Origin of the sequence: Piscinibacter sp. (assembly GCF_047600445.1) — a bacterium.
Taxonomy (GTDB): Bacteria; Pseudomonadota; Gammaproteobacteria; order Burkholderiales; family Burkholderiaceae_C; genus Piscinibacter.
The window spans coordinates 1,579,718-1,599,115 of record NZ_JASGKT010000002.1 but is presented as its reverse complement, the minus strand read 5'-3'; the positions used below and the strand labels follow the sequence as shown (position 1 = coordinate 1,599,115).

The 19,398-nt window shown below is 71.1% G+C and carries 16 protein-coding genes; 14 read left to right on the top strand and 2 right to left on the bottom strand.

Going from position 1 to position 19,398, the window contains the following annotated elements:
* The first annotated feature begins 89 nt into the window (after positions 1 to 89).
* Together QM792_RS11700 and glk are read left to right on the top strand one after the other, a co-directional pair.
* Positions 90 to 2,357, top strand: coding sequence for an Orn/Lys/Arg decarboxylase N-terminal domain-containing protein (locus tag QM792_RS11700; protein ID WP_415150160.1), 2,268 nt, complete (start codon positions 90 to 92; stop codon positions 2,355 to 2,357).
* Positions 2,358 to 2,361: 4 nt separating this feature from the next.
* Complete coding sequence (gene glk, locus QM792_RS11695; RefSeq protein WP_415150158.1) at positions 2,362 to 3,339, top strand: glucokinase; 978 nt, start codon at positions 2,362 to 2,364, stop codon at positions 3,337 to 3,339.
* 16 nt (positions 3,340 to 3,355) lie between these two features.
* On the opposite strand, the gene fabI is transcribed toward glk, so the two are convergent.
* On the bottom strand, positions 3,356 to 4,141 hold the full coding sequence (gene fabI / locus QM792_RS11690) for an enoyl-ACP reductase FabI (protein ID WP_415150156.1): 786 nt from the start codon (positions 4,139 to 4,141) through the stop codon (positions 3,356 to 3,358).
* 213 nt (positions 4,142 to 4,354) lie between these two features.
* Here fabI and rimP point away from each other — a divergent pair, with 213 nt between their 5' ends.
* The 12 genes from rimP to dusA all read left to right on the top strand — a co-directional run bounded on the left by rimP (position 4,355) and on the right by dusA (position 18,574).
* On the top strand, positions 4,355 to 4,897 hold the full coding sequence (rimP, locus tag QM792_RS11685) for a ribosome maturation factor RimP (RefSeq protein WP_415150154.1): 543 nt from the start codon (positions 4,355 to 4,357) through the stop codon (positions 4,895 to 4,897).
* A complete protein-coding gene (nusA, locus tag QM792_RS11680; protein WP_415150152.1) occupies positions 4,894 to 6,384 on the top strand; it encodes a transcription termination factor NusA in 1,491 nt (496 codons plus the stop codon). Before rimP ends, nusA begins: the two co-directional genes overlap by 4 nt.
* A 59-nt stretch (positions 6,385 to 6,443) precedes the next feature.
* Complete coding sequence (infB, locus tag QM792_RS11675; protein WP_415150150.1) at positions 6,444 to 9,284, top strand: translation initiation factor IF-2; 2,841 nt, start codon at positions 6,444 to 6,446, stop codon at positions 9,282 to 9,284.
* A gap of 68 nt (positions 9,285 to 9,352) precedes the next feature.
* A complete protein-coding gene (gene rbfA, locus QM792_RS11670; RefSeq protein WP_415150149.1) occupies positions 9,353 to 9,715 on the top strand; it encodes a 30S ribosome-binding factor RbfA in 363 nt (120 codons plus the stop codon).
* Between the two features lie 95 nt (positions 9,716 to 9,810).
* The gene (gene truB / locus QM792_RS11665) at positions 9,811 to 10,743 is read left to right on the top strand and encodes a tRNA pseudouridine(55) synthase TruB (protein WP_415150147.1); all 933 of its coding nucleotides are present in this window, start codon (positions 9,811 to 9,813) and stop codon (positions 10,741 to 10,743) included.
* Positions 10,740 to 12,557, top strand: coding sequence for a translational GTPase TypA (gene typA / locus QM792_RS11660; protein ID WP_415150145.1), 1,818 nt, complete (start codon positions 10,740 to 10,742; stop codon positions 12,555 to 12,557). Before truB ends, typA begins: the two co-directional genes overlap by 4 nt.
* 2 nt (positions 12,558 to 12,559) lie before the next feature.
* A complete protein-coding gene (locus QM792_RS11655; RefSeq protein WP_415150144.1) occupies positions 12,560 to 13,438 on the top strand; it encodes a DMT family transporter in 879 nt (292 codons plus the stop codon).
* An 84-nt stretch (positions 13,439 to 13,522) separates the two neighbouring features.
* A complete protein-coding gene (locus QM792_RS11650) occupies positions 13,523 to 15,061 on the top strand; it encodes a wax ester/triacylglycerol synthase family O-acyltransferase (protein ID WP_415150142.1) in 1,539 nt (512 codons plus the stop codon).
* Positions 15,062 to 15,365: 304 nt separating this feature from the next.
* On the top strand, positions 15,366 to 16,169 hold the full coding sequence (locus QM792_RS11645; RefSeq protein WP_415150141.1) for an esterase/lipase family protein: 804 nt from the start codon (positions 15,366 to 15,368) through the stop codon (positions 16,167 to 16,169).
* Between the two features lies 1 nt (position 16,170).
* Positions 16,171 to 17,079 carry an alpha/beta fold hydrolase gene (locus tag QM792_RS11640; RefSeq protein WP_415150139.1) on the top strand — a complete coding sequence of 303 codons (909 nt, stop codon included), beginning with the start codon at positions 16,171 to 16,173 and terminating at the stop codon, positions 17,077 to 17,079.
* A gap of 74 nt (positions 17,080 to 17,153) precedes the next feature.
* The gene (locus tag QM792_RS11635) at positions 17,154 to 17,495 is read left to right on the top strand and encodes a hypothetical protein (protein ID WP_415150137.1); all 342 of its coding nucleotides are present in this window, start codon (positions 17,154 to 17,156) and stop codon (positions 17,493 to 17,495) included.
* A gap of 56 nt (positions 17,496 to 17,551) precedes the next feature.
* On the top strand, positions 17,552 to 18,574 hold the full coding sequence (gene dusA, locus QM792_RS11630) for a tRNA dihydrouridine(20/20a) synthase DusA (RefSeq protein ID WP_415150135.1): 1,023 nt from the start codon (positions 17,552 to 17,554) through the stop codon (positions 18,572 to 18,574).
* Here the strand turns inward: dusA and QM792_RS11625 are convergent.
* On the bottom strand, positions 18,505 to 19,395 hold the full coding sequence (locus QM792_RS11625; RefSeq protein ID WP_415150133.1) for a DMT family transporter: 891 nt from the start codon (positions 19,393 to 19,395) through the stop codon (positions 18,505 to 18,507). The two genes, dusA and QM792_RS11625, sit on opposite strands and share 70 nt — an antisense overlap.
* Positions 19,396 to 19,398: the final 3 nt, after the last annotated feature.

Below are 19,398 nucleotides of genomic sequence, written 5' to 3'. Positions count from 1 at the left end.
CTCGAAGCCCGACGCCGCGCAGTGTACGGCCGGCGCGAAGCCCTACACTGCGCGCTCTTTCGACCACCGCCACCGCCCCGAGGCCGCCCATGCTGCGTTTCAGCTTCCCGATCGTCATCATCGACGAGGACTACCGTTCGGAGAACGCGTCCGGCCTCGGCATCCGCGCGCTCGCGCAGGCGATCGAGAAAGAGGGCTTCGAGGTGCTGGGCGCCACCAGCTACGGCGACCTGAGCCAGTTCGCGCAGCAGCAAAGCCGCGCCAGCGCCTTCATCCTGTCGATCGACGACGAGGAGTTCTCCGCCGGCCCCGAGATCGACCCGGCGGTGGTGAACCTGCGCAAGTTCATCAGCGAGATCCGCTTCCGCAACTCGGAGATCCCGATCTACCTGTACGGCGAGACGCGCACCTCGCAGCACCTGCCCAACGACATCCTGCGCGAGCTGCACGGCTTCATCCACATGTTCGAGGACACGCCGGAGTTCGTCGCGCGCCACATCATCCGCGAGGCCAAGAGCTACCTCGACGGACTGGCGCCGCCGTTCTTCCGCGCGCTGGTCGACTACGCGCAGGACGGCTCGTACTCCTGGCACTGCCCCGGCCACAGCGGCGGCGTCGCCTTCCTGAAGAGCCCGGTGGGGCGCATGTTCCACCAGTTCTTCGGCGAGAGCATGCTGCGCGCCGACGTGTGCAACGCGGTCGACGAGCTCGGGCAACTGCTCGACCACACCGGCCCGGTGGCGGCTTCCGAGCGCGGCGCGGCGCGCATCTTCAACGCCGACCACTGCTTCTTCGTCACCAACGGCACCAGCACCTCGAACAAGATGGTGTGGCACCACACGGTGGCGCCCGGCGACGTGGTCGTGGTCGACCGCAACTGCCACAAGTCCATCCTGCACTCGATCATCATGACCGGCGCGGTGCCGGTGTTCCTGCCGCCGACGCGCAACCACTACGGCATCATCGGCCCGATCCCCGAGCGCGAGTTCACGCCCGAGGCCATCCGGCGCAAGATCGCCGCCAACCCGCTGCTGGCCGGCGTCGACCCCGACAGGATCAAGCCGCGCATCCTGACGCTGACGCAGAGCACCTACGACGGCGTGCTCTACAACACCGAGACCATCAAGCACTCGCTCGACGGCTACATCGACACGCTGCACTTCGACGAGGCCTGGCTGCCGCACGCCGCCTTCCACAAGTTCTACGCCACCTTCCACGCGATGGGCAAGAACCGCGAGCGGCCGAAGGACCAGCTCGTCTTCGCCACGCAGTCGACGCACAAGCTGCTGGCCGGGCTGAGCCAGGCCTCGCAGGTGCTGGTGCAGGACGCGGCCAACCGCAAGCTCGACCGCCACCTCTTCAACGAGGCCTACCTGATGCACACCAGCACCAGCCCGCAGTACGCGATCATCGCGAGCTGCGACGTGGCCGCGGCGATGATGGAGGCGCCCGGCGGCACCGCGCTGGTGGAGGAGAGCATCCTCGAGGCGCTCGACTTCCGCCGCGCGATGCGCAAGGTCGAGAAGGACTACGGCCGCGGCGACTGGTGGTTCAAGGTCTGGGGCCCCGACAAGCTGGCCGCCTCGGGCATCGGCGCCAGCGCCGACTGGATGCTCAAGGCCGGCGAGAAGTGGCACGGCTTCGGCGACCTGGCCGAGGGCTTCAACCTGCTCGACCCGATCAAGAGCACCATCATCACCCCGGGGCTGGACGTGACCGGCAAGTTCGCCAAGACCGGCATCCCGGCGTCCATCGTCACCAAGTTCCTCGCCGAGCACGGCGTGGTGGTCGAGAAGACCGGCCTGTATTCGTTCTTCATCATGTTCACCATCGGCATCACCAAGGGCCGCTGGAACACGCTGCTGACCGCGCTGCAGCAGTTCAAGGACGACTACGCGCGCAACCAGCCGATGTGGAAGATCCTGCCGGAGTTCTGCGCCCAGCACCCGCGCTACGAGCGCATGGGCCTGCGCGACCTGTGCCAGAGCATCCACGAGACCTACGCGCGCGGCGACATCGCGCGGCTGACCACCGAGATGTACCTGTCGAACCTGCACCCGGCGATGAAACCGAGCGACGCCTACGCGCACATCGCGCAGCGCCGCACCGAGCGTGTCGACATCGACGCGCTGGAAGGGCGCATCACCACCGCCTTGCTGACGCCGTACCCGCCGGGCATCCCGCTGCTGATCCCCGGCGAGCGCTTCAACCGGAAGATCGTCGACTACCTGAAGTTCACGCGCGAGTTCAACGCCGCGTTCCCCGGCTTCACGACCGACGTGCACGGGCTGGTCGCCGACGAGGACGGCGTGCCGGGCGCGCCGAAGCGCTACTACGTGGACTGCGTGAAGGGCTGAGGCCTTGGACGCGAGCGCGCCCGGCTACCCGCGCCTGCTGGGCGACGTCGGCGGCACCAACGCGCGCTTCGCCTGGCTGGCCGCGCCGGGCGCCGCGCTCGCCGGGTTCGACAGCCTGCGCTGCGCCGAACACGCCTCGCTGGCCGACGCGATGCGCCGCTACCTCGACACGCAGTGCCTGCCGGCGCCGCGGCGCTGCGCGATCGGCATCGCCAACCCGGTGGCCGGCGATCGGGTGCGCATGACCAACCACCACTGGCAGTTCTCGATCGAGGCGCTGCGCGCGCAGTTCGGCCTGGAGCGGCTGCTGGTCATCAACGACTTCACCGCGCTGGCGCTGGCGTTGCCGGCGCTGCGGCCGGCCGATCTGCGCCAGGTCGGGCCGGGCACGGCGGCCGAGCACGCGCCGCTGGCGCTGCTCGGGCCGGGCACCGGCCTGGGCGTCTCGGGCCTGCTGCCGGCGCCGGGCGGCGGCGTGGTCGCCATCGAGGGGGAGGGCGGCCACGTCACGCTGGCCGGCGCCACGGCGCTGGAAGACGCGGTGATCGCGCGGCTGCGCGAACGCTTCGGCCACGCCTCGGCCGAGCGCGCGCTGTCGGGGCCGGGGCTGGTCAACCTGCACGCCGCGCTGTGCGAACTGGACGGCGCGGCGGTCGAGACCCTCGATGCCGCCGCGATCAGCGCGCGCGCCCAGGCCGGCGAGGCGCGCGCCGGCCGGGCGCTCGATCTGTTCTTCGCGCTGCTCGGCACGGTGGCCGGCAACCTCGCGCTGTCGCTGGGCGCGCGCGGCGGCGTGTACATCGGCGGCGGCATCGTGCCGCGCCTGGGCGGGCGCATCGAGCAATCGGCCTTCCGCGAGCGCTTCGAGGCCAAGGGGCGTTTCGCCGCCTACCTGCGCAACATCCCGACCTTCGTCGTGCAGGCCAGCGGCTCGCCCGCGCTGCTCGGCGCGGCGCGGGCCCTGGACGAACTCTCGAACTGAGCGCGACGGCCGCGCGTCAGGCGGCGTCGGAGCCGGCCATCACGTGGCTGAAACCGCCGTCGACGTAGGTGATCTCGGCGCTGATGCCCGAGGCCAGGTCGGACAGCAGGAAGGCCGCGGTGTTGCCCACGTCCTCGATGGTGATGGCGCGCCGGATCGGCGTCATCGCGGCGAAGTCGGCCAGCAGCTTGCCGAAATCCTTGATGCCCGAGGCGGCGAGCGTCTTGATCGGCCCGGCCGACAGCCCGTTGACGCGGATGCCGCGCGCACCCAGCGAGTGCGCCAGGTAGCGCACGCTGGCCTCCAGCGAGGCCTTGGCCAGGCCCATGGTGTTGTAGTGGGGCACGTAGCGCACCGCGCCCAGGTACGACAGCGTCAGCAGCGAGGAGCCTTCGCGCAGCATCGGCAGCGCCGCCTTGGCCATCGCCGGAAAGCTGTAGGCCGAGATGTCGTGCGCGATGCGGAAGTTCTCGCGCGACAGGCCGTCGAGGAAGTCGCCGGCGATCGCCTCGCGCGGCGCGAAGCCGATCGAGTGCACGAAGCCGTCGAACTGCGGCCAGGCCTGGCCGAGCTGCGCGAACAGCGCGGCGATCTGGGCATCGTCGCCGACGTCGCACTCGAAGGTCAGCGTCGAGCCGAACTCGGCGGCGTATTCGGCGATGCGCTCCTTGAAGCGCTCGCCCTGGTAGCTGAAGGCCAGCTCGGCGCCCTCGCGGCGGCAGGCCTTGGCGATGCCGTAGGCGATCGAGCGGTTGTTCAGCAGGCCGGTGATGAGGAAGCGCTTGCCGGCAAGAAAGCCCATGGAGTCTCCGCGTGGCTGGTTCGGGGGGGGAAGGGGCCGGATTTTGGCATGCGCCCGGGCGCCGCGGGCCCCTCTTGACAGCCGGCCGGCTTGCCGGTACCTGCGCGGCGCGCTACAATCCGTCGTTTTCGAGAAAGCTGCGTGGGCGGATTCTTCCAGCCCATTTTTTTTGCTCGATCGTTTTTTGAAGTCTTTGCGAAGGTTGACGAACCAGTGACGAGTTGGCAAGCCAGCGTCGAACGCACCGTGACCGGCCTGGGCTACGAGCTCGTGGACACCGAGCGCAGCGCCGGGGGCTTGCTGCGCGTGTACATCGACCGCCTGCCGGGCGACCCGGGCGGCGAGTTCGTCACCGTCGACGACTGCGAGCGCGTCACGCGCCAGTTGCAGCACGTGCTGGAGGTCGAGAACTGCGCCTACGCGCGGCTCGAGGTCTCGTCGCCGGGGCTGGACCGGCCGCTGAAGAAGCCGGCCGACTACGCGCGCTTCGCCGGCTCGGCCGTCGAGCTGACGCTCAAGCTGGCCTTCCAGGGGCGCAAGAAGTACAGCGGCGTGCTGCAGCCGCAAGGCGAGGGCTGGCGCCTCGTCTTCAACGACGGCAAGACCGATCAGGCACTGGATTTTTCATTCGACGAAGTGCGCGAGGCCCGGCTGGTGCCGGTGATCGACTTCAAGGGGCGGCGCGCCGCCGCCGCGAAGCCGGACACCGACGCGGCCGCCACCGCGCCAGAGGCAGACGGAGGTCGTGAGCGATGAACCGCGAATTGTTGATGCTGGTGGACGCCATCTCGCGCGAGAAGAGCGTCGATCGCGAGGTGGTGTTCGGCGCGGTGGAGGCCGCGCTGGCCTCGGCGTCGAAGAAGCTGCACGGCGGCGAGGTCGACATGCGCGTGTCGGTCGACCGCGAGAGCGGCGAGTACGAGACCTTCCGCCGCTGGCACGTGGTGCCCGACGAGGCCGGATTGCAACTGCCCGACTCCGAGATCCTGCTGTTCGAGGCCAAGGAGCAGATCGCCGACATCGAGGTCGACGACTACATCGAGGAGCCGGTCGAGTCGGTGTCGATCGGCCGCATCGGTGCGCAGGCCGCCAAGCAGGTGATCCTGCAGAAGATCCGCGACGCCGAGCGTGAGCAACTGCTCAACGACTTCCTGTCGCGCGGCGACAAGATCTTCGTCGGCACCGTCAAGCGCCTCGACAAGGGCGACATCGTCGTCGAGTCGGGCCGCGTCGAGGGCCGGCTGCGCCGCAACGAGATGATCCCGAAGGAGAACCTGCGCAGCGGCGACCGCGTGCGCGCCTTCATCCTCGAGGTCGACCCGACGCTGCGCGGGCCGCAGATCATCCTGTCGCGCTCGGCGCCGGGTTTCATGATCGAGCTGTTCCGCCAGGAGGTGCCCGAGATCGAGCAGGGCCTTCTGGAGATCAAGAGCTGCGCGCGCGACCCCGGCAGCCGCGCCAAGATCGCGGTGGTGTCGCACGACAAGCGCGTCGACCCGATCGGCACCTGCGTCGGCGTGCGCGGCTCGCGTGTCACCGCCGTCACCAACGAGCTGGCCGGCGAGCGCGTCGACATCGTGCTGTGGTCCGACGACCCGGCGCAGTTCGTGATCGGCGCGCTGGCGCCGGCCAACGTGCAGTCCATCGTCGTCGACGAGGAGCGCCACGCGATGGACGTGGTGGTCGACGAGGAGAACCTCGCCATCGCGATCGGCCGCGGCGGCCAGAACGTGCGCCTGGCCTCCGAGCTGACCGGCTGGCGCATCAACATCATGACCGCCGAGGAATCGGCCACCAAGCAGGCGGCCGAGAGCGACGCGATCCGCAAGCTGTTCGTCGACAAGCTCGACGTCGACGAGGAAGTCGCCGACATCCTGATCGCCGAGGGCTTCACCAGCCTCGAGGAAGTGGCCTACGTGCCGATGCAGGAGATGCTCGAGATCGAGAGCTTCGACGAGGACACCGTCGGCGAGCTGCGCACCCGCGCCAAGGATGCGCTGCTGACGATGGAGATCGCCCGCGAGGAGAAGGTCGAGGAGGTCTCGCAGGACCTGCGCGACCTCGAGGTCGACGGCCGCGGCATCGCGCCCGAGCTGATCGCCAAGCTGGCCGACGGCGGCATCCACACCCGCGACGACCTCGCCGACCTGGCGGTCGACGAGCTGACCGAGATGACCGGCGTCGACGAGGCGCAGGCCAAGGCCTTGATCATGAAGGCGCGCGAGCACTGGTTCACCGCCTGACCGCCACGCCGCCACGAGACAGCGCTAGACAGAGCTAGACCCAGCAAGGAACACCCACAATGGCTTCGACCACCGTCGCCCAACTCGCCGCCGAGCTGAACCGCCCGGCCGCGGCACTGCTCGAGCAGTTGCAGTCCGCCGGCGTCAAGAAGGCGTCGGCCGACGACATGCTCAGCGAGGCGGACAAGGAACGCCTGCTCGACTTCCTGCGTTCGGCCCACGGCACCGCCGGCGGCGAGCGCAAGAAGATCACGCTGACGCGCAAGTCGACCAGCGAGATCAAGCAGGCCGATGCGAGCGGCAAGGCGCGCACCATCCAGGTCGAGGTGCGCAAGAAGCGCACCTTCGTCAAGCGCGACGACGTGGGCGCCGAGGAGCCCGCCGCGCCGGTGATCGACGAGGCCGAACTGCAGCGCCGCGAGGAAGAGGCGCGCGCCCACGCCGAGCTGCTGCGCCGCCAGGAGGAAGACCTGGCCGAGAAGCGCCGCCAGCGCGAGGAGCAGGAAAAGCGCGACCGCGAAGCCGCCGAGGCGCGCGCCGCCGAGGCCGCGCGCCGCGCCGCCGAGGAAGCCGCCGCCGCGCTGGCCGCGGCCGCCGCCAAGCCCGAGAAGAGCAAGGCCGCCGCGGCCGCCGCCGAGCCCCCGGCCGCGGCGCCCGCCCCGGCGCCGGCCGAGCCGCCCAAGCCGGCGCTGCGCGTCGTCAAGGCCGCCGACGTGGCCAACGAGGAAGCGCAGAAGGCCGCCGATCTCACGCGGCGCCGCCAGGCCGCCGAGGCCGAGGCGCGCGCCATCCGCGAGATGATGAACGCGCCCAAGAAGGTGCTGGTCGCGAAGAAGCCCGAAGAGCCGGCCAAGCCGGCCACCGAGATCAAGGGCACGATCCACAAGAAGGCCGGTGCGCCGGGTGCGGCCACCGCCGCCGCCGCGCCGGGCGCTGCCAAGCCGGGCGACAAGAAGTCGGTCAAGTCCGAGAAGCTGTCGTCGAGCTGGGCCGACGACGCCGCGAAGAAGCGCGCCGCGCTCAAGGGCCGCAGCGACGGCCCGGCCGGCGGCGCGCGCGCCGGCTGGCGCGCGCCGCGCGGCGGCCGCCGCGGCGAGCGCGGCGAGGGCTCCGGCTCGAACTTCACCCCGCCGACCGAGCAGGTGGTGCAGGAGGTGCACATCCCCGAGACGATCTCGGTGGCCGACCTCGCGCACAAGATGTCGGTGAAGGCCTCCGAGGTCATCAAGCAGTTGATGAAGCTGGGCCAGATGGTCACCATCAACCAGCAGCTCGACCAGGAGACGGCGATGATCGTCGTCGAGGAGATGGGCCACAAGGCGCTGGCCGCCAAGCTCGACGACCCGGAAGCCTTCCTCGAGGAAGAGGCCGCCGAGGGCGCGCACGAGGCGACGCAGCGCGCGCCGGTGGTCACCGTGATGGGCCACGTCGACCACGGCAAGACCTCGCTGCTCGACTACATCCGCACCAGCCGCGTCGCCGCGGGCGAGGCCGGCGGCATCACGCAGCACATCGGCGCGTACCACGTCGAGACGCCGCGCGGCATGATCACCTTCCTCGACACGCCGGGCCACGCCGCGTTCACCGCGATGCGCGCGCGCGGCGCCAAGGCGACCGACATCGTGATCCTGGTGGTGGCCGCCGACGACGGCGTGATGCCGCAGACCAAGGAAGCCATCCACCACGCCAAGGCGGCCGGCGTGCCGATCGTCGTGGCGATGAACAAGATCGACAAGCCCGAGGCCAACGCCGAGCGCGTCAAGAGCGAACTGGTGGCCGAGGAGGTCGTGCCCGAGGACTTCGGCGGCGATTCGCCCTTCGTGCCGGTGTCGGCCAAGACCGGCCAGGGCATCGACGAGCTGCTCGAGCAGGTGCTGCTGCAGGCCGAGGTGCTGGAGCTGAAGGCGCCGGTCGACGCGCCCGCCAAGGGCCTGGTGATCGAGGCGCAGCTCGACAAGGGCCGCGGCCCGGTGGCCACCGTGCTGGTGCAAAGCGGCACGCTGAAGAAGGGCGACGTGGTGCTGGCGGGTTCGAGCTACGGCCGCGTGCGCGCGATGCTCGACGAGAACGGCAAGCCCACCGAATCGGCCGGCCCGTCGATCCCGGTGGAGATCCAGGGCCTGACCGAAGTGCCGCAGGCCGGCGACGAGTTCATGGTGCTGGCCGACGAGCGCCGCGCGCGCGAGATCGCCACCTTCCGCCAGGGCAAGTACCGCGACGTGAAGCTGGCCAAGCGCCAGGCCGCCAACCTCGAGTCGATGATGGAACAGATGGGCCAGGGCGAGGTGCAGAGCCTCGCGCTGATCATCAAGGCCGACGTGCAGGGTTCGCAGGAGGCGCTGGCGACCTCGCTGCAGAAGCTCTCCACCGACGAGGTCAAGGTGCAGATCGTGCACGCGGCGGTGGGCGGCATCAGCGAGAGCGACGTCAACCTCGCGATCGCGTCGAAGGCCATCATCATCGGCTTCAACACCCGCGCCGACGCCGGCGCGCGCAAGCTGGCCGAGAACAACGGCGTCGACATCCGCTACTACAACATCATCTACGACGCGGTCGACGAGGTGAAGGCGGCGATGGGCGGCATGCTGGCGCCCGAGCAGAAGGAAGAGGCGATCGGCACCGCCGAGATCCGCCAGGTGTTCGTGGCCTCCAAGATCGGCACGGTGGCCGGCTCGATGGTCACCTCCGGCCTGGTGCGCCGCGGCGCGCGCTTCCGCCTGCTGCGCGAGAACGTGGTGGTCTACACCGGCGAGGTCGAGTCGGTTCGGCGCCTGAAGGACGACGTGCGCGAGGTCAAGGAAGGCTTCGAGTGCGGCATCAAGCTGAAGAACTACAACGACATCAAGGAAGGCGACCAGCTCGAGTTCTTCGAGATCAAGGAGGTGGCGCGGACGCTGTAAGGCGGCACCGGCCTCGTCCCGAACCCCGCCTTCCAAAAGAGGGCGGGGTTCGCGTTTAGGAGCACACCATGCGACACAAGCGTTCCATCCCCAACCGCGGCTACCGCATCGCCGACCAGATCCAGCGCGACCTGGCCGAGCTGATCCGCGAGCTGAAGGACCCGCGCATCGGCATGGTCACGCTGCACGCGGTGGAGGTGTCGGCCGACTACGCGCACGCCAAGGTCTACTTCTCGCTGCTGGTGGGCGACCCGGCCGAATGCGAAACGGCGCTCAACGAGGCCGCCGGCTGGCTGCGCAACGGCCTGTTCAAGCGCCTGCAGATCCACACCGTGCCGACGCTGCACTTCCACTTCGACCGCACCACCGAGCGCGCGGCGGAGCTGAACATCCTGATCAGCCAGGCCAACGCGACGCGGGCGAAAGAATGACCCCCCCCCGTAGCGCCTTCGGCGCTCCCCCCCAGGGGGGCGCCGCCAGCGGCCCGGCAGAGCCGGTTCCGCGGCGGCCGCTGGGTCGGGGCCGCGTGCCGCGGCGCGCCGTGCACGGCGTGCTGCTGCTCGACAAGCCGGTGGGCCTGTCGAGCAACGATGCCTTGCAGCGCGCCAAGCGCCTGTACCGCGCCGAGAAGGCCGGCCACACCGGCACGCTCGACCCGCTGGCCAGCGGGCTGCTGCCGATCTGCTTCGGCGCGGCCACCAAGTTCTCGCAGGCCAGCCTGGACGCCGACAAACGCTACCTCGCGACGCTGGCGCTCGGCCAGACGCGCCGCGGCGGCGATCTCGAAGGCGAGGTGCTGCGCACGCGGCCGGTGAACGCGACGCGCGCCGACGTCGAAGCCGCCTGCGCGCGCTTCACCGGCACCATCGAGCAGACGCCGCCGATGCACTCGGCGCTCAAGCACGAGGGCAAGTCGCTCTACGAATACGCCCGCGCCGGCGTCGAGGTCGAGCGCGAGGCGCGCCGCGTGACGATTCACGCGATCGACATCGTCGAAGGCGATCATCGGCGCTGGCTGCTCGACGTGCGTTGCAGCAAGGGCACCTACATCCGCACGCTGGCCGAGGACATCGGCGAGGCGCTGGGCTGCGGCGCGCACCTCGCGGCGCTGCGCCGCACCGGCTCGGGCGCGCTGACGCTGCAAGGCGCCGTGACGCTGGAAGCGCTCGAGGCGATGGACGAACCCCAGCGCGACGCGCAGTTGCTCAGCGCCGACGCGCTGCTGGCCGACTGCCCCGAGGTGCGCCTGGGCGCCGAGGACGCCGCGCGCTTCCTCGCCGGCATGCGGCGCCGCCTCGCGCTGGCCGACGCGCCGCAGGTGCGGGTGTTCGGCCCCGAGCCGCGCGCCTTCCTCGGCTCGGCGCACATCGTCGCCGGCGAACTGATTTCCACCAGGCTGCTCAGCCCGACCGAGGTGCAAGGCCTCGTCGTGAACGATAGAACCGAAAGAACCGCATGACCCGCCAGATCCGCAACATCGCGATCATCGCCCACGTCGACCACGGCAAGACCACGCTGGTCGACCAACTGCTGCGCCAGAGCGGCACCTTCCGCGACAACGAGAAGATCGCCGAGCGCGTGATGGACAGCAACGACCTCGAACGCGAGCGCGGCATCACCATCCTGGCCAAGAACTGCGCCGTGGAGTGGAAGGGCACGCACATCAACATCGTCGACACGCCGGGCCACGCCGACTTCGGCGGCGAAGTCGAGCGCGTGCTGTCGATGGTCGACTCGGTGCTGCTGCTGGTCGACGCGGTCGAGGGCCCGATGCCGCAGACGCGCTTCGTCACCAAGAAGGCGCTGGCGCTGGGCCTGAAGCCCATCGTCGTCGTCAACAAGGTCGACCGCCCCGGCGCGCGGCCCGACTACGTGATCAACGCCACCTTCGAGCTGTTCGACAAGCTGCACGCGACGGAGGAGCAGCTCGACTTCCCGGTGATCTTCGCCTCCGGCCTGAACGGCTGGGCGACGCTGAAGCAGGGCGAGACCGGCACCGACCTGGCGCCGCTGTTCGACGCGATCCTGCAGCACGTGCCGGCGCACGAGGGCGCGGCCGACGCGCCGCTGCAACTGCAGATCTGCTCGCTCGACTACTCCAGCTACGTCGGCCGCATCGGCATCGGGCGCGTCAACCAGGGCACGCTGAAACCCATGCAGACCGTCGCGGTGTACGCCGGCCCGGAAGCGGCGCCGTTCAACGCGCGCGTCAACCAGGTGCTGAAGTTCGAGGGCCTGGAGCGCAAGCAGGCGACCGAAGCCGGCCCGGGCGACATCGTGCTGGTCAACGGCATCGAGAACATCGGCATCGGCGTCACGCTGACCGACCCCGAGAACCCGGCGCCGCTGCCCATGCTCAAGGTCGACGAGCCGACGCTGACGATGAACTTCTGCGTCAACTCCTCGCCGCTGGCCGGTCGCGAGGGCAAGTTCGTCACCAGCCGGCAGATCTGGGACCGTCTGCAGCGCGAGCTGCAGAGCAACGTCGCGCTGCGCGTCAAGGAGACCGACGAGGACGGCATCTTCGAGGTCTCCGGCCGCGGCGAACTGCACCTGACCATCCTGCTGGAGAACATGCGCCGCGAGGGCTATGAACTGGCCGTCAGCAAGCCGCGCGTGGTGTTCCACGAGGTCGACGGCGAACGCCAGGAGCCGATCGAACTCGTGACCGCCGACGTGGAAGACCAGCACCAGGGCGCGGTGATGCAGGCGCTCGGCGAGCGCAAGGGCGAACTCGTCAACATGGAGCCTGACGGCATGGGCCGCGTGCGGCTCGAATACCGCATCCCGGCGCGCGGCCTGATCGGCTTCCAGAACGAGTTCCTCAACCTGACGCGCGGCACCGGGCTGATCAGCAACATCTTCGACGGCTACGAGGCCTTCAAGGGCGAGATCGGCGGGCGCAAGAACGGCGTGCTGATCAGCCAGGACGACGGCGAGGCCGTCACCTACGCGCTGGGCAAGCTCGACGACCGCGGCCGCATGTTCGTCAAGGCCGGCGACCCGCTCTACGAGGGCATGGTGATCGGCATCCACAGCCGCGACAACGACCTGGTGGTCAACCCGGTGCGCGCCAAGCAGCTCACCAACTTCCGCGTCTCGGGCAAGGAAGACGCGATCAAGATCACCCCGCCGATCCTGCTGACGCTGGAGTACGCGGTCGAGTTCATCGCCGACGACGAGCTGGTCGAGATCACGCCGAAGTCGATCCGCATCCGCAAGCGCCACCTCAAGGAACACGAGCGCAAGCGCGCCAGCCGCGAGGCGGCATGACGATGACGCACCGCCGCGCGGTGCTGACGATGATCGCCGCGACGCTGATGTGGAGCATCGCCGGCGTGGTGTCGCGCCACATCGAGGCGGCGCGCGGTTTCGAGGTCACGTTCTGGCGCAGCTTCTTCAACGCCGCCGCGATGGCGCTGCTGCTCGGCGCGCTGCGCGGGCCGGCGGCGCTGCTGCGCTCGCTGCGCGGGGGCGGCCGCACGCTGTGGCTGTCGGGCCTGTGCTGGGCGGTGATGTACGTCGCCTTCATGCTGGCGTTGACGCTGACCACGGTGGCCAACGTGCTGGTGCTGATCGCGCTGACGCCGCTGATCACCGCGCTGGCGTCGCGCTTCGTGCTCGGCCACCGGCTGGCCGCGCGCACCTGGGGCGCCATCGTCCTGGCCGGCGCCGGCATCGTCTGGATGTACGCCCGCGAACTCAGCGGCGCCGACGCGCGCAACCTGCTGGGCATGGCCGTCGGCCTGGCGGTGCCGCTGGCGGCGGCGGCGAACTGGACACTGATGCAGCACAACCGCGGCGCGGCGGCGCAGGACATGCTGCCGGCGGTGCTGATCGGCGCCGTGCTGTCGGCCGCCGCCACGCTGCTGCCGGCGCTGCCCTTCGCCGCCACCGGGCGCGACCTGGGCCTGCTCGCGCTGCTCGGCGTGGTGCAACTGGCGATTCCCTGCCTGCTCGCGGTGATGGTGGCGCGCGTGCTGCCGGCGCCGGAGATCTCGCTGCTCGGCCTGCTCGAAGTGATCTTCGGCGTGCTGTGGGCCTGGCTGGGCGCCGGCGAGACGCCCGGCCCCACGGTGATCAGCGGCGGCGCGCTGGTGCTGGCGGCGCTGGCCGGCAACGAGCTGCTGGCCTTGCGCGAACGCGGGCCGTAGCGCCGCGCAGCGGGCTTTCCCTCGGCGCCGCGCGCGGTGGGTGCGGCTAGCATGCCGCGACCCCGAGCGACGAAAGAGCCAAGCATGCAACAGCTGTCCGGCCTGGATGCGAGTTTCCTGTACCTGGAAACCGCGGAGATGCCGATGCACGTCGGCGCGCTGAGCCTGTACGAGCTGCCGCGCAACCACCGCGGTGACTTCGCCGCCGAGCTGCGCGCGCACATCGCGGCACGGCTGCCGCTGCTGCCCGCGCTGTGCCGCAAGCTGGCGTGGATGCCGCTGAACCTGGCCGCGCCGGCCTGGGTCGATGCGCAGCCCGACCTCGACGAGCACATCGTCGCCATCCGCATGCCCGCGGGCAGCGGCCAGGCCGAGCTGGAACGCAAGATCGGCGAGCTGCACCCGGTGCTGCTCGACCGCAGCCGGCCGCTGTGGAAGTTCCACGTCTTCGACGGCCTCGCGCCGGGGCCGGAAGGCGAGAAGCGCGTCGCCGTCTATTCGCAGCTCCACCACGCGGCGGTGGACGGCCAGGCCGCGGTGGCGCTGGCGCAGGTCATCCTCGACCTCGGCCCGCAGCCGCGCGAGATCGAGACGAAGAAGCTGCCGCGCCGCCGCAAGGGCCGGCTCGGCACCACCGAGATGCTGCGCGGCGCGCTGTCGCATCAACTGGAGCAGCTCGGCAGCCTCGTCAAGGCGCTGCCGGCGGCGGTGGGCGCGGTGTCGCAGGTGGCCGCGCGCAGCGCCGGCGGCGCGCTGGGCGAGACCGCCGCGGCGCTGTGGGCGCGCATCGGCGGCGGCGCGGCGCCGAAGAAGCGCGTCGGCAACCTCGGCCTCGCGCCGCGCACGCGGCTGAACACCACCATCTCCGACACGCGCGCCTTCGCCGGCGTCAGCCTGCCGCTGGCCGAGCTGAACACGGTGCGGCGCCGCCACGGCGCGAGCCTGAACGACGCGCTGCTGTTCGTCATCGGCGGCGCGCTGCGGCGCCACTTCGCCAAGCACGGGCCGCTGCCGCGCAAGTCGCTGCTGGCCGCGGTGCCGATCTCGCTGCGCGAACGCGGCGACGCCGCCGCCAACAACCAGGCCTCGATGACGCAGATGAGCCTGGGCACGCACCTGGCCGACCCGGCGGCGCGGCTGGCGCACGTGCTGGCGGCCAGCGCCTCGATGAAGGCCACGCTAGTCGGCATCAAGAACCTGCTGCCGACCGACTTCCCGTCGATGGGTGTGCCCTGGCTGATGGAGGCGCTGACGGCGGTCTACGGCCGCGCCGGGCTGGCCGACCGCGTTCCGCCGCTGGCCAACCTGGTGGTCTCCAACGTGCCCGGCCCGACGGTGCCGCTGTACCTGGCCGGCGCGCGCATGCTCGCCAACTACCCGGTGTCCATCGTCGTGCACGGCGTGGCGCTGAACGTCACCGTGCAGACCTACGACCAGCAGCTCGACCTGGGCATCATCGCCTGCGCCGACGCGATGCCCGAGGTGGCCGAGTTCGCCGCGCACATCGAGACGGCGTTCGAGGAGTTCAAGGGCCTGCCGGCGGCGGCGCCGGCCGCCGAACCCACCATCAAATCCAAGGCCAAGCCTGTCGCCAAGGCGACGCGCAAGCCTAGGGCCTGTTAACGCCATGAGAGGGCTCGCGCCGCTGCCTGGCTGGCCCCAGGGCTAGGCGTGAGCGAGGCCGCGTGCCTGTGGCACGCAACGAGCGAGCAACGACGCCCTGGGGCCAGCCAGGCAGCGGCCCTGCGGGTGATCTCGGCAAACAGCCGCCAGCCGCGTTGCACGGCTTGCCCAGGCGCCCAGCATGGGCTGCGCCGCGCGCCTTGCTGGCGGCTGTTTGCCGAGTCACGCGAGCCATCTCATGGCGTTAACAGGCCCTAGGGCAAGCGCTCCAGCCGCGAAGCGGGCAAGCCGCTAACATGCCCCGGTGAAATCCGATCCGACGAGCGAACACCCGGGCATTCATTTCGAGGATCTGCGCGCGCCCCATGCGCTGCTGCTCGCGCTGGAGGGCCGCGCGCCGTGGGAGTACGCCGCGCTGCTCGCGGCGATGCCCTGGCTGCGCCGGCTGCCGCGCGGCGACGGCCATCCGGTGCTGGTGCTGCCGGGCCTGGGCGCCAACGACTTCACCACGCGGCCGCTGCGGCGCTTTCTCGACAGCCTCGGCTACGTCACCCACCCCTGGGGCCAGGGCTTCAACTTCGGCCCGCGCCAGGGCGTGCTGGAGCGCTGCACGCACGACGTGCGGCGGCTGTTCAACGCGCATTCGCGCAAGCTCAGCCTGATCGGCTGGAGCCTGGGCGGGCTGTACGCGCGTGAACTCGCCAAGGAACTGCCCGACCACGTGCGCTGCGTGATCACGCTGGGCACGCCCTTCACCGGCCATCCGCGCGCCACCAACGCGTGGCGCTTCTTCGAGCTGGTCAGCGGCCAGTCGGTGCACGACCCGAAGGTGCTGGCGCAGATCCGCCGCGAGCCGCCGGTGCCCACCACCTCGATCTGGTCACGCAGCGACGGCATCGTCGCCTGGCGCTGCAGCGTGGTCGCGCCCGGCGCGCAGGCCGAGAACATCGAGGTGCACGCCAGCCACATGGGCATGGGCATGAACCCGCTGGCGCTGTACGCGGTGGCCGACCGCCTCGCGCAGCCGGCCGGGCACTGGAAACCCTTCGAGGCGCGCGGCGCGCGGCGCTGGTTCTTCCGCACGCCGCAGCAGCCGCAGCGCCACTGAGATGCAGATCGGCGCGAACGGCATACGCCTCGAGGTCGACGAGCGCGGGCCGGCCGGCGGCGAGCCGCTGCTGATGATCATGGGCCTGGGCATGCAGCTCGTGGCCTGGCCCGAGGGCCTGGTCGACCAGTTGGCGGCGCGCGGCTTCCGTGTCATCCGCTTCGACAACCGCGACATCGGCCTGTCGCAGCCCTTCGATCACCTCGGCGTGCCGAACCTGGCCGCCGCCGCGCTGCGCCACGCCGTCGGCCTGCCGGTGGCCAGCCCCTACCGGCTCGCCGACCTGGCCGACGACTGCGCCGCGCTGATCGCGGCGCTCGGGCTGGACAGCGCGCACGTGTGCGCCGCGTCGATGGGCGGCATGGTGGCGCAGCACCTCGCGGTGTGGCATCCGCTGCGCATGCGCAGCCTGACGCTGATGATGACCACCAGCGGCGCGCGCAGCCTGCCGCAGCCGAGCCTGAAGATGCGCATGGCGCTGCTGTCGCGGCCGCGCCATCCGGGCGACCCGGCCAGCGTGGCCGAGCACCTGGTGCGCCTGCACGGCATGATCGCCGGCCCCGGCTACCCGATGCCGGAAGCGCAGCGGCGCGAGCACATCGAGGCCTGGATGCGGCGCTCGCACCGCCCCGGCGCGGTGCTGCGGCAGCTCGCGGCCATCGCCGCCGACGGCGACCGCACGCCGCTGCTGGCGCGCATCGCCGCGCCCACGCACGTGATCCACGGCGCCGACGATCCGCTCGTGCCGCTGGCCTGCGGGCAAGACCTGGCGCGGCGCATCCGCGACGCGACGCTCGACGTGATCGCCGGCATGGGCCACGACCTGCCCGAGTCGCTGTGGCCGCGCTTCGTCGCGGGCATCGCCGGCGCGGCGGCGCGCGCCGCCGATACGACTGTGTCGCGCGGGTAAAGCCGCGCAGCCGCCGTGCACGGCGGCGCGCGGCCTGGCGTTTCGGGGCTGAACCCTTTCCGAAGGAGCGCCCCATGAGCAAGCCCTCGATCCGATTCTTCACCCTGGGCGCGGCCGCCGCGCTGAGCCTCGCACTGGCCGGCTGCGTGGTCGCGCCGGCGCCTTACGGGTCCTACGGCTATTACGGCGAGCCGGTGTCGGTGGCGCCGCCGCCGCCGCAGGTCGAATACATGCCGGCCGCGCCGGCGCCGGGCTGGCTGTGGATCGGCGGCTTCTGGAGCTGGCGCGCCAATCGCCACGTGTGGGTCGGCGGCCACTGGGAGGCGCCGCGCCCCGGCTACCGCTGGGTGCCGCACCAGTGGCAGCGACAGGGCCAGGGCTGGCGCGAGCGCCCCGGCTACTGGAACCGGCGCTGAGCCCGCGCGGGGCTGAGACAATGCGGGCCTCGCCGACAGCCCGCAGACTCCCCCGCATGACCTCGCCCTGGCGCCTCAGCGTCGCGCCGATGATGGACTGGACGGACCGGCACTGCCGCTTCTTCCACCGCCTGATCACCCGGCAAACGCGCCTGTACACCGAGATGGTGACCACCGGCGCGCTGCTGCACGGCGACGTGCCGCGCCACCTCGGCCACCGCGAGGAGGAGCATCCGCTCGCGCTGCAGCTCGGCGGCAGCGAACCCGACGACCTGGCGCGCTGCGCCAGGCTCGCCGAGCAATGGGGCTACGACGAGGTCAACCTGAACTGCGGCTGCCCCAGCGAGCGTGTGCAGCGCGGCGCCTTCGGCGCCTGCCTGATGGCCGAGCCGGCGCTGGTGGCCGACGGCGTCAAGGCGATGCGCGACGCGGTGGCGATCCCGGTGACGGTCAAGCACCGCATCGGCATCGACCGCATCGAGAGCTACGACTTCGTGCGCGACTTCGTCGGCACCGTGGCGGCGGCGGGCTGCGAGGTCTTCATCGTGCACGCGCGCAACGCCTGGCTGCGCGGCCTGAGCCCGAAGGAGAACCGCGAGCTGCCGCCGCTGCGCTACGAGTTCGTGGCACGCTTGCAGAACGACTTCCCGGCGCTGCGCTTCGCGCTCAACGGCGGCGTGGCGGGCAATGCGCAGATCGAGGCGCTGTTCGCGCAGGGCATGCAGGGCGTGATGGTCGGCCGCGCGGCGTATCACCATCCGTGGCTGCTGGCCGAGTGGGACGAACGCTTCCTCGGCGCCGCGCCGGCCGCGCGAACGCGCGAGCAGGTCGAGGCCGCGATGGTCGACTACATGGAGCGCGAAGCGCGCCAGGGCGAGCCCTGGGCGCACATCGCGCGCCACATGCTCGGGCTGTGGAGCGGCGAGCCGGGCGCGCGCCGCTGGCGCCAGGTGTGGTCGGACCACCGGCTGAAGGCGCTGGCGCCGGCCGCGGTGGCCGGCCTCGCGACTCAGGCGCGGCGCGACGGCCAGGTGGCCAGCACCACGCCGGCCAGCGCGAGCGCGAACGCGCTGGCCTGAGCCGGCGTGAAGCGCTCGCCGAGGAAGGCCACGCCGATGGCCGCCGCGGCCACCGGCAGCATCACCGTGAACACGCCGGCCTGCGAGGCCGGCACGTGCTTCAGGCCGGTCATCCACAGCCACACGGTGACCATGCTGGCCGCCAGCGAGTAGAACAGCAGCAGCCACCAGTGGCCGGCGCCGACGCTCGCGAAGTCGAAGCCCAGCGCCTGCCACAGCCCGAACGGCGTCACCAGCAGCAGGCCCCACAGGTTGATCAGCGCGCTGATGCGCTTGGCAGAGACCTTGGCCGCCAGCTTCTTGCCGAGCACGACGTAGATCGCCTCGCAGGTCACCGCGCCGAGCAGCAGCAGGTTGCCGACCAGCCCGCCGAGGTCACCGCCGGCATGCTTGCCGAAGGACACCAGCGCGATGCCACCCACCGCGCAGGCGATGCCCACGGCCACGCGCGGCGCGATGCGTTCCTTCAGCAGCACGCGCGACAGGATCGCCACCACCGCCGGGATCGCCGCCATGATCACGCCGGAGGCCAGCGCCGAGGTGCGCGCCACGCCGAACAGCATGCACACCGAGAACAGGAAGTTTCCGAAGAAGGACTCGAGGAACAGCAGCCGGCGGTCGTGCCGGCTCAGCGGCGCCTCGCCCGGCTGGCGCTTCACCCAGCCGGCCATCGCGACGGCGGCGATGCCGAAGCGCAGCCAGGCCAGCAGGAACACCGGCAGCACCAGCACCAGCACTTTCGACAGGCCGACGTAGCTGCCCACCAGCGCCATGCCGGAGGCCAGGCACAGGTACGACAGCCAGGGAACGGGGTGTGCCATCGC

Excerpts from the sequence above, each read along its gene's own strand:
- QM792_RS11700 (WP_415150160.1), top strand. The coding sequence starts at position 90 with ATGCTGCGTTTCAGCTTCCCGATCGTCATCATCGACGAGGACTACCGT.
- fabI (WP_415150156.1), bottom strand. The coding sequence starts at position 4,141 with ATGGGCTTTCTTGCCGGCAAGCGCTTCCTCATCACCGGCCTGCTGAAC.
- nusA (WP_415150152.1), top strand. The coding sequence starts at position 4,894 with ATGAACCGCGAATTGTTGATGCTGGTGGACGCCATCTCGCGCGAGAAG.
- infB (WP_415150150.1), top strand. The coding sequence starts at position 6,444 with ATGGCTTCGACCACCGTCGCCCAACTCGCCGCCGAGCTGAACCGCCCG.
- rbfA (WP_415150149.1), top strand. The coding sequence starts at position 9,353 with ATGCGACACAAGCGTTCCATCCCCAACCGCGGCTACCGCATCGCCGAC.
- typA (WP_415150145.1), top strand. The coding sequence starts at position 10,740 with ATGACCCGCCAGATCCGCAACATCGCGATCATCGCCCACGTCGACCAC.
- QM792_RS11655 (WP_415150144.1), top strand. The coding sequence starts at position 12,560 with ATGACGCACCGCCGCGCGGTGCTGACGATGATCGCCGCGACGCTGATG.
- QM792_RS11650 (WP_415150142.1), top strand. The coding sequence starts at position 13,523 with ATGCAACAGCTGTCCGGCCTGGATGCGAGTTTCCTGTACCTGGAAACC.
- QM792_RS11640 (WP_415150139.1), top strand. The coding sequence starts at position 16,171 with ATGCAGATCGGCGCGAACGGCATACGCCTCGAGGTCGACGAGCGCGGG.
- QM792_RS11635 (WP_415150137.1), top strand. The coding sequence starts at position 17,154 with ATGAGCAAGCCCTCGATCCGATTCTTCACCCTGGGCGCGGCCGCCGCG.
- dusA (WP_415150135.1), top strand. The coding sequence starts at position 17,552 with ATGACCTCGCCCTGGCGCCTCAGCGTCGCGCCGATGATGGACTGGACG.
- QM792_RS11625 (WP_415150133.1), bottom strand. The coding sequence starts at position 19,395 with ATGGCACACCCCGTTCCCTGGCTGTCGTACCTGTGCCTGGCCTCCGGC.